The organism is Mesorhizobium sp. B1-1-6, assembly GCF_006443035.1.
Lineage (GTDB): Bacteria > Pseudomonadota > Alphaproteobacteria > Rhizobiales > Rhizobiaceae > Mesorhizobium.
In genome coordinates, this window is record NZ_VFWR01000001.1 from 161,016 (window position 1) to 174,457 (window position 13,442).

15 protein-coding genes and 2 tRNA genes are annotated in these 13,442 nt (G+C 61.5%); 8 read left to right on the top strand and 9 right to left on the bottom strand.

The features are described from left to right. Nucleotides 1-87: 87 nt before the first annotated feature. A tRNA-Cys gene (locus FJ979_RS00765) sits at nucleotides 88-161 on the bottom strand. A gap of 221 nt (nucleotides 162-382) precedes the next feature. Here FJ979_RS00765 and FJ979_RS00770 point away from each other — a divergent pair. Beyond that, nucleotides 383-634: a hypothetical protein gene (locus FJ979_RS00770; protein WP_140579773.1), complete on the top strand. Its 252-nt coding sequence runs from the start codon at nucleotides 383-385 to the stop codon at nucleotides 632-634. 55 nt (nucleotides 635-689) lie between these two features. Here the strand turns inward: FJ979_RS00770 and FJ979_RS00775 are convergent, their stop codons facing one another. Then, a complete protein-coding gene (locus FJ979_RS00775) occupies nucleotides 690-950 on the bottom strand; it encodes a hypothetical protein (RefSeq protein ID WP_140495745.1) in 261 nt (86 codons plus the stop codon). A gap of 221 nt (nucleotides 951-1,171) precedes the next feature. Here FJ979_RS00775 and FJ979_RS00780 point away from each other — a divergent pair. Continuing rightward, nucleotides 1,172-1,246, top strand: a tRNA-Asn gene (locus FJ979_RS00780). Nucleotides 1,247-1,696: 450 nt separating this feature from the next. Here FJ979_RS00780 and FJ979_RS00785 read toward each other — a convergent pair. From FJ979_RS00785 to FJ979_RS00795, 3 genes are all read right to left on the bottom strand, one after another. Further along, complete coding sequence (locus FJ979_RS00785) at nucleotides 1,697-2,383, bottom strand: ABC transporter permease subunit (RefSeq protein WP_140579775.1); 687 nt, start codon at nucleotides 2,381-2,383, stop codon at nucleotides 1,697-1,699. Nucleotide 2,384: 1 nt separating this feature from the next. After that, a complete protein-coding gene (locus FJ979_RS00790; RefSeq protein ID WP_140495743.1) occupies nucleotides 2,385-3,107 on the bottom strand; it encodes an ABC transporter permease subunit in 723 nt (240 codons plus the stop codon). Between the two features lie 74 nt (nucleotides 3,108-3,181). Continuing rightward, nucleotides 3,182-3,967: a transporter substrate-binding domain-containing protein gene (locus FJ979_RS00795; RefSeq protein ID WP_140495742.1), complete on the bottom strand. Its 786-nt coding sequence runs from the start codon at nucleotides 3,965-3,967 to the stop codon at nucleotides 3,182-3,184. A gap of 557 nt (nucleotides 3,968-4,524) precedes the next feature. On the opposite strand from FJ979_RS00795, the gene FJ979_RS00800 reads away from it, so the two are divergent. Together FJ979_RS00800 and FJ979_RS00805 are read left to right on the top strand one after the other, a co-directional pair. Further along, nucleotides 4,525-5,820: an amidase gene (locus FJ979_RS00800; RefSeq protein WP_181181768.1), complete on the top strand. Its 1,296-nt coding sequence runs from the start codon at nucleotides 4,525-4,527 to the stop codon at nucleotides 5,818-5,820. 152 nt (nucleotides 5,821-5,972) lie between these two features. Next, a complete protein-coding gene (locus FJ979_RS00805; RefSeq protein ID WP_140495740.1) occupies nucleotides 5,973-6,977 on the top strand; it encodes a LysR substrate-binding domain-containing protein in 1,005 nt (334 codons plus the stop codon). Between the two features lie 6 nt (nucleotides 6,978-6,983). Here the strand turns inward: FJ979_RS00805 and FJ979_RS00810 are convergent, their stop codons facing one another. Both FJ979_RS00810 and FJ979_RS00815 read right to left on the bottom strand, forming a co-directional pair. Continuing rightward, nucleotides 6,984-8,009: an aminotransferase class V-fold PLP-dependent enzyme gene (locus FJ979_RS00810; RefSeq protein WP_246675552.1), complete on the bottom strand. Its 1,026-nt coding sequence runs from the start codon at nucleotides 8,007-8,009 to the stop codon at nucleotides 6,984-6,986. A 121-nt stretch (nucleotides 8,010-8,130) separates the two neighbouring features. Further along, a complete protein-coding gene (locus FJ979_RS00815; protein ID WP_181168528.1) occupies nucleotides 8,131-9,132 on the bottom strand; it encodes an ornithine cyclodeaminase family protein in 1,002 nt (333 codons plus the stop codon). Nucleotides 9,133-9,346: 214 nt separating this feature from the next. Between FJ979_RS00815 and FJ979_RS00820 the strand changes: the two genes are divergently transcribed. The 4 genes from FJ979_RS00820 (at nucleotide 9,347) to FJ979_RS00835 (ending at nucleotide 12,329) form a co-directional block, all read left to right on the top strand. Further along, nucleotides 9,347-10,693, top strand: a complete 1,347-nt coding sequence (locus FJ979_RS00820) for an FAD-binding oxidoreductase (RefSeq protein ID WP_224684679.1) — start codon at nucleotides 9,347-9,349, stop codon at nucleotides 10,691-10,693. 70 nt (nucleotides 10,694-10,763) lie between these two features. Then, nucleotides 10,764-11,114: a RidA family protein gene (locus FJ979_RS00825; RefSeq protein ID WP_140555125.1), complete on the top strand. Its 351-nt coding sequence runs from the start codon at nucleotides 10,764-10,766 to the stop codon at nucleotides 11,112-11,114. A gap of 107 nt (nucleotides 11,115-11,221) precedes the next feature. After that, nucleotides 11,222-11,653 (top strand): cupin domain-containing protein, encoded by a 432-nt coding sequence (locus FJ979_RS00830; protein WP_140495738.1) that lies wholly within the window; start codon nucleotides 11,222-11,224, stop codon nucleotides 11,651-11,653. A 229-nt stretch (nucleotides 11,654-11,882) separates the two neighbouring features. Then, nucleotides 11,883-12,329, top strand: a complete 447-nt coding sequence (locus tag FJ979_RS00835) for a hypothetical protein (protein ID WP_140495737.1) — start codon at nucleotides 11,883-11,885, stop codon at nucleotides 12,327-12,329. A 69-nt stretch (nucleotides 12,330-12,398) separates the two neighbouring features. Here the strand turns inward: FJ979_RS00835 and FJ979_RS00840 are convergent, their stop codons facing one another. Together FJ979_RS00840 and FJ979_RS00845 are read right to left on the bottom strand one after the other, a co-directional pair. Continuing rightward, nucleotides 12,399-12,854 (bottom strand): carboxymuconolactone decarboxylase family protein, encoded by a 456-nt coding sequence (locus tag FJ979_RS00840; RefSeq protein ID WP_140495736.1) that lies wholly within the window; start codon nucleotides 12,852-12,854, stop codon nucleotides 12,399-12,401. 122 nt (nucleotides 12,855-12,976) lie between these two features. After that, the gene (locus tag FJ979_RS00845; protein ID WP_140495735.1) at nucleotides 12,977-13,405 is read right to left on the bottom strand and encodes an SRPBCC domain-containing protein; all 429 of its coding nucleotides are present in this window, start codon (nucleotides 13,403-13,405) and stop codon (nucleotides 12,977-12,979) included. Nucleotides 13,406-13,442: the final 37 nt, after the last annotated feature.

Genomic DNA, 13,442 nt, shown 5'->3' on the forward strand with positions numbered 1-13,442 from the left:
CCAACCAATCCGCTTGCCGCGCCACATCGCGGTTCATTTAGACGGGAACGGCGAGCTCCCTGCGCTGACGCGCGGGAGCCCGGAGATTGGAGGCCTCGCCCGGAATCGAACCGGGGTGCAAGGATTTGCAGTCCTCTGCGTAACCACTCCGCCACGAGGCCTCGTTACTCCCGGCGTTCCACCCGGTTCCAATAGGTTGCGGCGAAAAAGCCGTCAAGCGGCGACAATGCATTCGCGACGGTTTCGCCTGCGCCAGTCCCCGCACCCCGCCCCAAATGCGAGACAGGGCGGTTCGAGCTGCGTTAGCAAGCCGTTAAGCATGGCGGATGATCGAGAGAAACTCCGCGCACCGGGCTGCGTTGAGGCCGAGGAGGACTGCGCCATGCGGCTGGCCAAACCTGACGAGTCGACCAACAATGCGGACAGCTCACCGCTGCTGGGGTGCGAGGAGCTGGTGCGCTACGCCATGGATTGCCTCAAGATAGAAGGCACCGGCCGGCTTTCGCCGCGCGACCGCGCGCGCCTTGCCTCGGCTTCCGCCGTCCTGAAGGAAATCAGCGAGGATCTGAGAGCAGGCCAGCAGGACGCCCCGGAGGAGGCGAGCACTGGAACGCAGGATAGCGCTGCGATTTGATTCGGGCCCCAAAGGCCGCCGCGACGAAGCCGGGCAAGGTCCCCGGCGTGGCCGATCAATCCGGCCGGCGCCGCCGTTCCCACCAGACGACGAACCGGCGCCGATGGCGGCGCACCATGGCGAATTCGTAGGAGAGCACCAAAAGTCCGAGCGGCACCATCCAGAAACCGAGAATCGGCAAGAACCCCAGAATGCCGCCAATCGTCAAAAGCACGCCGATTGCAATCCTGAGGCCGCGCGAACGCGGCATGGTGAACTTGCGCCCGAAGACCGATATCTTTCGCGCCGGTGCCTGGTTTTCTTCTGCTGCAGTCATCTCGAATGGCTGGTCCGTCTGGTGGCTTGAGGATGTCACTTGACGAAAGCCGCGACCGCGCATTCGGTTCCGCGCCCCTCGCAAGACGGCTAATATGAGGACGAACGCCGCCGATTGCGAGAAACGCCTGAGCGAAAAAGTCTCGGAAAAATGCGAAATGGTTCTTTGCAAAGCCGAAAAGGGTTTGCTATAGGCTGCGCCACTCGCATGAGAGCCTCTGTTCCCCGGTAGCTCAGTGGTAGAGCAACCGGCTGTTAACCGGTTGGTCGCTGGTTCGAATCCGGCCCGGGGAGCCACTTAATCCAGAAATGTCTTTAAACCCAAGCACTGCAAGGGTTTCCGCCTCCCAGAGGTACACTGCGGGGTACACTGGGCTATGACGATCGGCGTGAACCACATTCAGAAGCGCGGCAAGGCCGGATGGGGCTACAGGCGCAAAACCCCTGAAGAACTTTGGACCATTTTGGGCACGCGAGAACACCTCGTGCCCGCTTGGTGCCACTTACCAGGAGGCGCTAAAGAAATACCCTGCGGTTCATGCAGAGGCCGAGAAGTTTTTTGTCCGACGCGGTCAAGCGCGCCAACGGCACCGACAGCGTGGGATCAGTTCCGCGACGAAATAGCCGCTGCTGGCAAAATGGGATTTGGCGAGGTCATCGAAGCGGCGCGATCCCATGGCGCATTCGGCGTGGCCTGAAGGTCACGTCGCCTTCCACGCAGCGGCTCGATATGCCGATCCGTTCCGCTCAATGTCGTCGAGCAAGCCGTCTCTCGAAGAAACCAAAGCCGATAGTGATCAATGCCGCCAGCAGGAAATATCCGAGCGCGGCGGCGAACAGAGGCTCGTAGACCCGAAATGTCTGCGCGCGAACGAGGTTCGCCGCACCCATGAGTTCGAACACCGTGATCGTCGACGCCAGTGCGGTCCCCTTCAAAAGCAGGATATTCTGGCCGCCGATCGCAGGCAAAGCCAACCTGAAAGCCTGCGGGAGAAGGACGGAAATCATGATCCGTGTTTTCGACAGGCTAAGCGATTGGCCGGCCTCACGCTGCCCTTCTGGAATGGCCTGTATCGCCCCTCTCCAAATCTCGCCACAGTAGGCCGCGGTGTTCAGGGAAAGGGTAAAAAACGCATAGAAGTCCGCGCCTCGCAAAATGGGCCAGAGCGGGCTGTAGCGGATCGAGGGGATCCCCGAGAGAATTTGGCCGATACCGAAGTAGCAGAGGTAAAGCTGGACCAGGAGCGGGGTCCCCCGGAACGCGAGGATAAACGCAACCGCTGGATATCGCAGCCATTTGCTGTTGGATAGCCGGGCCAGTGCAACCGGGATGGCAAGCAAATTGCCGACCACCGCACAGCCGAGGAACAGGATTATGGTGACCTCGACGCCGGCCAGAAGCTGATTGGCAAGGTAGGCTCCAAACTCAGTCACGCTAGCCCCGCCTCCCGCCACGGACGGTGGCTGTTTCGAGGGCATGGAAAAGCATCGCCGATATGCCGGACATGGCGAGGAACACGAACGCGATCGCGCAATAGAACATGAAGTAATCGCGCGTCGCGCCGGCAGCCATCTTGCCGGCGAGAACGAGCTCGGTAAAACCGATCAGGCTGACCAGTGAGCTTTCCTTCAAGACGACCAGCCACAAATTGCCAAGCCCCGGCAAGGCCAGGGGGACCATTTGCGGCACGGTGACCAGGAAGAAGGTCTGGCGCCGTGTCAGACCGAGTGCATGGGCTGCCTCGACCTGACCTCGCGGGATGGCCACGATCGCGCCGCGCAGGACCTCCGTGCTGTAGCCGCCTTGAACGATCCCAAGCGACAGGGTCGCGGCGACAAACCCATTGACCTGGAATTCGGAAGTCAGTCCCGCCAGGCTCACGGCCCAGCGCAACGCGTCCGTCGCGGTATAGTAGACGAGGAATATGATGAGAATGTCCGGTACGGACCGGATGATTGTCGTATAGGCAACGGCTGCGGAGACCGCCACGCGGTTCTTCGAGATCTTGGCCACCGCACCCATGAGGCCGAGGGTCAGGCCCACGAGATAGGCGCTGATCGAAATTCCAAGGCTCAGGCAAGCGCCAAGAAGCAATTCGTCGCCCCAGCCCTTGTCCCCGAAGCTGAGCAAGGTTGCCCAAGACACGGTCGAGTTCATACAGCGCGTTCCAGTTCAATGAAGATGGCGACGGCCGCCCCGGGCCGGCCGTCCCCCGGGCCTGAACCAGATGATCAATCGCCGTAAATGTTGAAATCGAAATAGCGCTTGGTGATCGTCTCGTACTCGCCGCTGGCGCGCACCGCCTTGAGTGCTGCATTGAGGCGGTCCCTCAGAGCGGTGTCTTCCTTGCGCAGGCCGCCGCCGTCGCCGTATCCAAACATTTTCTCATGCGGCAGCGTCACCTTGATTTCATAAGCTTGGCCCTCCGGCTTCTTCAAGAAATCCTGGATCTGGATGCCTGCCGCAGCCATGAGATCCACGCGTCCGGCCTGGATGTCCGCGATTTCGTCATCGAGTGTTGGATAGATCTTCACTTCGGCAATGCCGTTGAACTTATCCTGCATGTAGGTCGCCTGCAGGCTGGCACTCTGTGCCGCGACCGCAATCCCCTTGAATGTCTCCGGCTTGGTCACGTCGAACTGCCGCGTATCCGCCTTGGCGCCGACAAGCACGTTGGGCGAATAGTAGTACTTGTCGGTGAAATCGATCACCTCCTTGCGCTTGTCCGTGATCGACATCGAGCTCCAGATGACGTCGAACTTCTTGGCCAACAGCGCGGGAATGATGCCGTCCCAGGCGATATCGACGATCTCACATTTCGCCTTCATCTCTTTGCAAACGGCATTCATCAGGTCGATTTCCCAGCCCTGCCAGGTGCCGCTGGCATCCTTGACGGAGAAAGGCGGGTATGGCTCCGCGGCGACACCGAAACGGATGACATCGTCGGCCGCCGACGATGAATTGGCGGCGCCAAATACCGCCACGATCAGTGACAAGGCGAGTGCAAGCTTTTTCATGATTGTTCCCCTTTTTGTTTATGTGGATTTGTATCTTCCGCAATGATGATGCTGGTAGCCGGGCATCTGCCGATCTTTCGACGTCGGCCCGTGGCCAGCCGGCAGCATCGAGCATCGTGGACTGGTTCGGATGTCGGCGATGCGAACTTGGCCATTCGGCTCAGTCGACCTTCTTTCAGGGCGGTGTTTGAAAACGCTAACAGTTCAAATGATCTCGATCTAATGCCCCCTGCCGTGCGGTTCATCACCAATAGTTATGACAGCGATAGCCCCTTCGAGTGACGCAGTCCGGCGACCGGCAAACGATCGCCGCTCGTTGATCCGCGCGTGCGAGGACAGGGCTGAATTGAACGGTTCACGACGCCGCCATTGATCGCGACTATGAGTTTTCAGCGATAGTCCCGCGTCCACGGGAATAAGCTCGCGACTGTCCACCAAATTTCTGATGTGGCATCGTCGGCCGGTTCCGGGATGGCCGGCCGCAATGCAGTCGGCCCGCGGCCCGTTCGCTCTAAGGTCGTCACATGAATAGCAGCCCTTGCCGGTCCATCGAGGAGATGAGCGAAAAGATCGCTGCCGGCCTGTCGCCCGTGGAAATCATGGAGGGCTGCCTCGAGCGCATCCAGGAGCTGAATGAACACATCAAGGCGATGATATTCGTGGCCGAAGCTGATGCCCTGGACGCCGCGCTTCAGGCCACGCGCGAAATCAGATCCGGTCACAGGCGCGGCCCGCTGCATGGCGTGCCGATCGCGCTCAAAGACGTTATCGATGTCAAGGATTGGCCGACAACGGCTGGCTCCCGGTTGTTTCGGGATCACGTCGCGACGGAATCGGCAACATGCATTGCCAATCTTCAGGCGGCCGGCGCCATCATCATCGGCAAGACGAACCTGCACGAACTGTGCGTCGGCGGTCATGACAACCCTTGGTTCGGCAAGGTCGCCAACCCGCTTGATCCGGACCGTGGGACAGGTGGCACGAGCAGCGGGTCGGCCGCAGCGGTCGCGGCCGGTTTTTGCCTGGCAGCGGTTGGCACGGACAGCGGCGGGTCAAACCGATCCCCGGCTGCTGCAACCGGCTTGTTCGGTTACAAGCCGACGAATGATCTGATCGCCGTACAGGGCGTCATGAGCATAGCGCCTTCGCTGGACTGCATCGGCGTTCTTGCACGCTCGGTCAGGGACGTTCGCCTGATGACCGAGGCGCTTGCCGGAAAACGGCTCGCCCCGTCGGCAAGCGGGGGCAGCAAAACGACAACGGGCATCACGATCGGCATCTGCCCCGAACTGCTTGGTGCTCACGTCGACACGTCAGTCGATATCGCGTTGGCTACCATGCTCGATCGTCCTGAAGTGCGCACGGTCGAGATCACCTTCGACGACAGGGAGGCGTTCGTTGCCGCGGGACTGACAATCCTCCAATGTGAGTTCGCGCGAATCTACCGCAATGCAATCGAGCAGAAGCCGGACATGGTCGGCGACGCGGTTCACTTATTCCTGCAGGGCGGCATTCGCATCCATGCCGGCGCCTATGATAGCGCCATCGAAATCCGTAACGGCGTGCGAGGCCGGTTTCTGGAGAAAATCGCGGGCCTGGACGCTCTTGCCATCCCTACGGCGCCTGGATCGGCGCCGCGGCTTTCCGACGAACTCACCGAGGTGAATGGGGAAATGGTGCCGTGGGGAATGGCCGGCGGCCGCTTCCGCCGCTGGGCAAATATGCTTGGCATGCCGGCGTTGGCTATTCCTTTGCCGGTTCCTGACGGGCTTCCGGTGTCGGTGCAACTGGCCGCAGGTACGGGTCAGGACGCCGGTTTGCTCGATCTCGCTGAAATGTTGACAAGCAACTGAAATCAGTTCCGCCAAATCGCTGAAAGTTCATAACCTCCAGGAATAAACTTCCTTCGTGCGCCTCTTGGAACATCCGGCCCTTCCCATTAATCTTGGCGCTCGCAGCTCGCTGTTTCGGCACAGCGATCAGCTGCCTGGCAAGGTAAGCGGGCATGAAATTTGGCGAAAAGGACACCGTCACGAAGGAGGCAGAGTTTACGCCTCGCGAGATCGAGGTCTTCGCTTCGGTCATGCTGCATGGAACAACCACCAAGGCGGCCGACGCACTTGACATCACGCAGCCGGCTGTCAGCAAGATGCTCCAGCAACTCAGCGAGAAGGCGGATTTCCAGCTGTTCAGGAAAAGCCGGCAGCGGCTGATCCCCACTCCTGAAGCGCACATGCTCTATGCCGAGGTGAAGCGCGTTTTCGAGTCCGCGCGCGGCATCTCGCGCGCCGCGAGGGAGATACGCGAGTTACGAAGTGGCAGGTTGAATATCTGCGCGCTCCCGGCCTTCGGGTCCACGCTGCTGCCATCCATCATCACGAGCTTCTCAAAACAGCATCCATCCGTGTCGATTTCCCTGGATATCCGCAGCTCCGCCACGGTGGTGCAGCGGGCGAGCCGCAATCAGCTCGACATCGGAATAGGCGTAACGGCATCGGACGAGAATTCTTCAATCGTCAGGCGAGCGCTGACAGCGACCCCACCGGTTTGCGTCATGCCGGCGGGTCACCGTCTGGCCGAGCTCGACGTGGTGCAGGCAGAAGATCTCGACGGTCTCGACTTCATCTCGATGGGCTCCGCTGATCCGATGCGGCAGCAGCTCGATGCCTTGTGCGAAGAACGCGGAGTGGGACGTCTGTTGAAGATAGAGGCCAGCCTGTCCAGTGCGTGCATCGCCCTTGTCGCGTCCGGGGCGGGCGTGAGCGTCGTCGACAGGCTTTCGGCGTGGCTGGCACGCGACCTGCCGATCGAGATCAGGGATTTCCGGCCACGTCTCGATCTGAACCTCAGCGTCTACCGGCCTTGGGGTGTCATTGCATCGACGGCGGCGGACGCCTTCACCGAGCATCTCATCCAGACGACGCGAAGCTTTATGAACGGCGTAGAGGCAGGAATCACCGCCCTGGGTCCTCGCCGCCAGGCCGACAGAACTGTTTTCATTCACCGCTGAAAGCCTCTAGCGGAGCGGCAGGCATTCGAACAGGCGGCCGATATCGGCTTCGTCATTGTAGACATGCGGCGACACGCGCATCTTCGTGCCGCGCAGCGTGACGTGCACGTCAGCCCGCTTCAGCTCTTGTGCCGCATTCGGCGCGAGACGGCCCCCTATGTCGAGGATCGCGATATGGGGCGTTGGGTGTCGCGGACGCGCGACCGGCAGCCCTCTGCTTTCCGCCTGCGCCCAGACAAGCTCATTAAGGTGACGCAGGCGCTCAAACACGCGCCCGACGGTCCAACCGCGGATGAGCTTCATTGCGGCGATTGCGATGGGCAGGACCGCGAAATCGGAGCGTTCCCCCATGTCGAACCGCCGCGCGCCGGGAAGAAACTCGGCCACGGCCACCTTGTAGAAGTCCGATTTGTCCCCGCCCATCCGGTTCCATGAATGATGCTCCAGAGTGCGCCCCTCTGTGTGCCAACGCCGGTCGGCGTAAAGGAATGCGAGGCGATATGGCCCCAGAAGGAACTTGTAGGTGGCAAAGACGAGAAAGTCCGGTCGGACGCGCCGGACATCGAAGGGTATCGCGCCAACCCACTGGGTTCCGTCAACGACAAGACTGGCGCCCGCTGCCCGTGTGGCGGCGGCCACCGCCTCCAGGTCGATCGCCACGCCCTCGAACCAATGCACCAGCGTCCCCGCAACGACCGCGATGGGACGGCTCGAGTCTTGGATTGCCGATACGATCGCGCTGGTCCAGTCGCCGTCGGCTGGTTGCGGGACGATATCAACGCAGGCGCCGGCGCGTTGCGCGAGGTCATACCAGACATATCTGTGCGAGGTGTGTTCGTTCTCCATCAGAAGGATGGCCGAACCTGCCGCAACCAAAACGTTGGCGGCTGCGATAGCCATGCCATAGCTGGTGGCGGCCACAATGGCGATCTCATCGGCATCGGCGCCCACCATTGATGCGGCGAGTTGCCGCGCCTCTTCCACCTCGTCGTAATAAGAGGCGATGGTCATTTTCCAGGGTTCGGCTTTCACCCTGACGCCGGCCTCGCCGGCCGCGACGGCGGCGGTCGGGATCGGAGACATGTATGCGGTATCCAGATAAGCTGTCTCGCGGGGAATGGAGAAGAGATCTCGTTGGCAGCTCAGCATGGCATCACAACCTGAAATCAATTGAGGTGCCGAGTCCGGCGTTGCGGGCGGAGATATAGACAAGATTGGCAAGCTCGATGTCTTGCGCGGGAACGCCGAGAGACCGGAAAAGCGTGATCTGATCGTCGCCAGTGCGGCCGGGTTTCGCACCTGCCAGCACGTCGCCGACCTCGCCACGGATATGATCGACGCCGATCACGCCGGTTTCAATCGCCTCGATCAGTTCTCCCGCGGCCGTCAGCGCCATAGGCAGGTAGTCGACCCAGATCTGCGCTCTGCGCACACAGTCGAGGTCGAGCTCGCGGCATGAAGCGACGCTCGCCCCGACCGCATTGATATGGACACCAGGCGGAAGCCATTGGCCGCACAGCACCGGCTTTTCGGAAGATGTCGTGGTGCAGATGATGTCGGCCTCGCGAACGGCCTCGCCAGGGTCGCGATGTGCCTTCGCCTGGAATCCGGCGGCTGACTGCTCCTCGGCGAAGTGCTGCGCCTTTGCAAAGTCGCGACCCCAAACATGGATCGCATGGATCGGCCGGACGTCCGCAATAGCCGCGACATGCCGGCGCGCTTGCTCGCCATATCCGAACAGTGTCAGCGAGGTGCTGTCTTCGCGCGAAAGTGCCCTCGTCGCGACAGCACTGGCCGTCGCGGTCCGCCAAGCCGTAAGCTCTCCCCCGTCGATCAAGGCTACAGGCCGTCCATGATCCTTGTCGAACAGGAAGACACCGCCGCGATGAGACGCGAACCCATGCGCGAAATTGTCAGGAAACACGGAAAGCACCTTCGCCCCGAACAGCGGCCGGTCATCCAGCGCAGCATACATAAGCGACAGACAACTCCCGGCCGCACCCGGCAGATCGAGTGTGCGCCTGATCTGCTGGCGCGCCATGCCGCTCGATGTTTTGCGCAGTGCGGCCTCGGTCGCTTCAAGAGCCAGGGATAGGCTCAAAATGTCCCGGATCGCGTTCTTGTCGATCAGGAGGAATTCCGGCTCGCCACTCACCGTGCAGTCTCTTCCATTCCGCGATCCCCGATGCGCCGATAAGCGTAGCATTGCTCTCGCAAACGGTTGCGCCCGAATTTGATAACTTCGCACGAGAAGTTGCCCGTGCGGGCTAATGGGCCGACCTGGGCAGCCGCAGATGGCTGGGACATTGGTTCATAACTTTTGGCCATGAACGGCAGCGACCAGTTCAATTGACCGCAGTTGGCACCCATTGCAATGTTTTCAGGCAACCGAGGATGTTGTGCGGGGTTGCAAACACATCGCAGGCGCCGATCGAATTAAGAAGAGCGGCGTCAGCAGTACTGTCAAGAACTCCAGCAACATCTCTCAACGATATAGCGGCATTTGCATCGATTCGTCTTTCAGAGATTACTCGTATCGGATGACGTCATTAGCCCGGGAATTTTTGGAGGTCATCTTTATGCGTGTCGTGGTCATCGGTTCCGGTATCGTCGGCAGTTCCGCCGCCTATGAATGCGCCAAGGCGGGAGCAAGCGTCGTCGTGCTGGAGGCCGGACGGATAGCAGGCGGCACGTCGGCGGTAAGCTTTGCCTGGACAAATGCGACGACCAAGCAGCCCCGGCCGTATTTCGATCTGAACGTCTCGGGAATGCGCGCCCATCTTGAACTCAAGCGCGACTTCGGCGTCGCTCCCTGGTTCACCCAGACCGGCAGTTTCGATTGGCGAACAGTGCCGGAGTCGATGGACGATTATTTCGAGAACTTCAGGCAGATGAAGGAATGGGGCTACGGCGTCGAGTGGATCGAGAAGAAGCGCGTCGCCGAGATGGAGCCCGATATCGATGTCTCTGCCTTCGGTGATTGTCCAATCTCCTACTATCCGGAAGAAGGCTGGGTCGATCCGGTGCTCTACTCGGCCTGGCTTTTGCGGGCGGCGAAGGAGCGCTGGGGAGCACAGGTCAAACTCGGTTCCCGCGTGACCGAGATCGAGACCGAAAGCGGGCGCGTACGGGCAGTTCGGACGGCGAACGGAGACCGACACCCTGCGGATGCCGTCGTGAGCTGCACCGGCGGCTGGTCTAGTGAGAGGCTCGGCGATGCCCAGGGTATTCCACTTTCCTCGACCATAGGCGTGCTCGCCTTCACCCCGCCGGTGGCCTTGACGCTCCGCAGCCAGCTGCATGCCGACGATCTGGATATCCGTCCCGACGGAGCGGGCCGCATCATGATCCATAAGGTCTCGGTGGACATGACCCTGGAGAAGCCGGAGGTGCTCAGCCCTGCCGGGAACGAGGCGGCGACGCTCCTGGATGCGGCGACCAAGGTCCTGTCTTCGCTCCGCGACGCAGGTGTGGAAGCCATTCGCACGACGGTCCGGCCGTTCCCGGAGGACGGCTACACCTGTGCCGGCGCCATGCCGGATATCGTCGGCCACTACATGGCCGTAACGCACAGTGGTGTGACCATCGGCCCGCAATTGGGCAAGGTGGTCGCCGACGAAGTCGTGCGCGGCAAAATCCATGACGAAATGGAAACGTTTCGTCCGCAACGCTTCTTCCAGGCCCACGCCCAGCGCTCCGCTGTCGCGCACGTCTGATCCCGCTCAGCAGACCGCTGGATTGCGTACGGCGGCCTGCTTTTGACCAACGCAACCAGGGGCCTCCGCCATGGGGAACATCGAACGATTCGACAAGAACGAACGGCTTAGCCGTATCGTCGTTCACAACGGCACGGCCTATCTCTCGGGCTTGACGGCCGATGACAAGAAAACCGGCACGTCTGACCAGACGAAGGAGATATTGGAAAAGGCGGATCGCCTTCTGGCGAGCGTCGGTTCGGATAGATCGAAGCTGCTGGTCGCGCAGATCTGGTTGAGGGATGTCGAAGACTTCGACGCGATGAACAAGGCTTGGGTCACATGGCTCGACGGCGTGGAGCCCCCGGCACGCGCCACGGTCGGGGCGAGCTTCGCCTTGCCCGAGATCCGTGTCGAGATCCAGCTTACCGCAGCGATTTGACACGTCGCCCGCCACGTCCAGGCCAGCGAGTCCAATCAGATTCGTCAGGGACATGCTTGCGCACCGGCCTTCGCGGCGCGATAGATGCGGCGGTTTGGGGAGGAATCATGCGAAAAGTCCTGGCATCGGCATTGCTGCTGGCGGCTGCGGCGTTCGCGACCGGCGCTCATGCGCTGGACAGCAGCGGCACACCCGTCGTCGTGACACCCCTCGCCTCGCGCACGACCACCGCTTCCGGCCAGCCGATCACGCTGCCGCAGAAGAACGTGCAGGTGCTGGTGTCGACCTACGACATAGCGCCGGGCGCGACCTTGCCGGTGCACAAGCATCCGTTCCCGCGCTACGCCTATGTCGAGGCCGGCACGTTGAAGGTCACCAATGTCGAGACCGGCAACAGCAACACCTACAAGACTGGCGATTTCATCATCGAGATGATCGGGCAGTGGCATCAGGCCACCAATATCGGTGAAGGCCCGGTCAAGCTGCTGGTGATCGACCAGGTCGAGGAAGGCACCAAGAACACGGTTTTGCGCCAGTAAGCCACCGCTGCTCCGGCTCCTCGAACTGTCTCGCCACGGGAGCGCGCCGCGTTAAGCGTTGGCCCAGCTCTTCACATCCGGTTCCGCACGACCGGGCTGACGATGCTACGCCGGTTGCCCGCCTTACCGGCGGAACCGGATTCCCCCCGTTGGGTTTTTCGCGAAATCCCTTTGCTTGGTGAATGCCTTTTCCTGGAGCAAACTCCCTGCCGGGGCTCAAGGAGCAGAAATGAGAGCACGAACAGCGACGGTCGGCGATCTGGAAGACGTGTTTCGCCATTTGTCCAAGCGGATGTCCGACGAATACATCGCCGCGGGCAAGGACAGCAAGGTCGCCTACGACAATCTGATGATGAACCTGAAGGAGGGCCGCGCCCATGCCCTTGTCGACAGCGACGGGACCGTAGCAATCGTCGCCTGGCACGAGCATGGCGACGCCGCGGACACGCTGTTCGCGGCGCGCGAGGGCTTTTTCAGGGCCGCGACCGTGCGTTTCTGCAGGCGGCATATCAGGCAGATCCAGGCGCTCGCCGGCAATCTCCCTATTCACTCCCGCAGTTGGCTCACGGGACCGGAAATCGCAAAATGGTTTCGCACCATCGGCTATGTCGAACGCGGCGAGGAAAATGGCGCCAAACTGTTCGAATTGCCGCCGGCCGCGACCCGGCCGGGCTAGGCAAGCAGGTTTGGTGCACCGCGAGTCCAGCCGCCATTGCACCGTGGCACGGCTCGCCTTCGCGCGGCCTTAGCCCCAGGCGCCGACCATTTGGCGTGTCGTGGCGTTCAGCCGGTTGAAGGCGTTGATCACGGCGATCTGGATGACGAGCCCGGCAAGCGCCTTTTCGTCATAGTGCCGGGCGGCCTCGTCCCATACCTCGTCCGTCACGGCATCCGTTCTGTCGGCCAGCCTTGTGCCGGCTTCGGCAAGGGCAAGCGCGGCGCGTTCGGCATCGGTGAAGTACGGCGTCTCCCGCCAGGCCGACAAGGCAAAGATGCGTTCGTCCTTCTCGCCAGCCTTCTTGAGTTCGCGCGCATGCATGTCGACGCAAACCGAGCAGCCATTGATCTGGCTGGCGCGCAGATGGACGAGCTTGCGCGTCACATAGGGCAAATCGGCCGCCTCGGTCGACTTGTCCAGCGCCAGCAGCGCCTGCAGGGCGCCGGGGATGAGCATCACGGGGTTCTTGAGCCTGGCTTCCATGGTCTTTCTCCGTTTGAAACCTTTGAACATGGCGCGGTTTGCCATGCCCGGAAGCGGCGCATCCGGGAGACTTGTTGTGGTTCGCCGGCCATGGCGACCGGTTGGTCGAGGAGAGTCGGCGCTCAGCCTTGCTTCGCAGCCACCTGCTCAAGTCGCTCAAGAATACGCGGCCAGCCGCTTCCCATGCCGACATATCCACGCTCGTCGGCCGGCCGGAACCCCGAGTGCTCCATCCGCACCCGGGTCGCCGCGCCCTCAGGCGTGAGCGACCAGGTCACCACGGTTTTCAGTCCGCTGTCGGATTCGCTTCCGTCGCCCCAGCTATAGGCAAGCAGGCGTGGCGCCTCGACTTTCAGCACGACGCAGTTCGTCACCCCGGACCAGCCCGGTACCGGTGAAGCGCGGAACGTGAAGCGATGCCCCTCTTGCGGCGCGAAGTCATTCTGCATGAGCCATTCTGCGACGAGTTCGGGCACTGTCAGCGCACGCCATATCTTCTCCGCCGAATGCGGAATCAGCCGTTCAACGACGATCGATTTGGTCTGTGTCATGCCGTGCTCCTCTTAGTCGTCGTCGAGCCACCGCTCG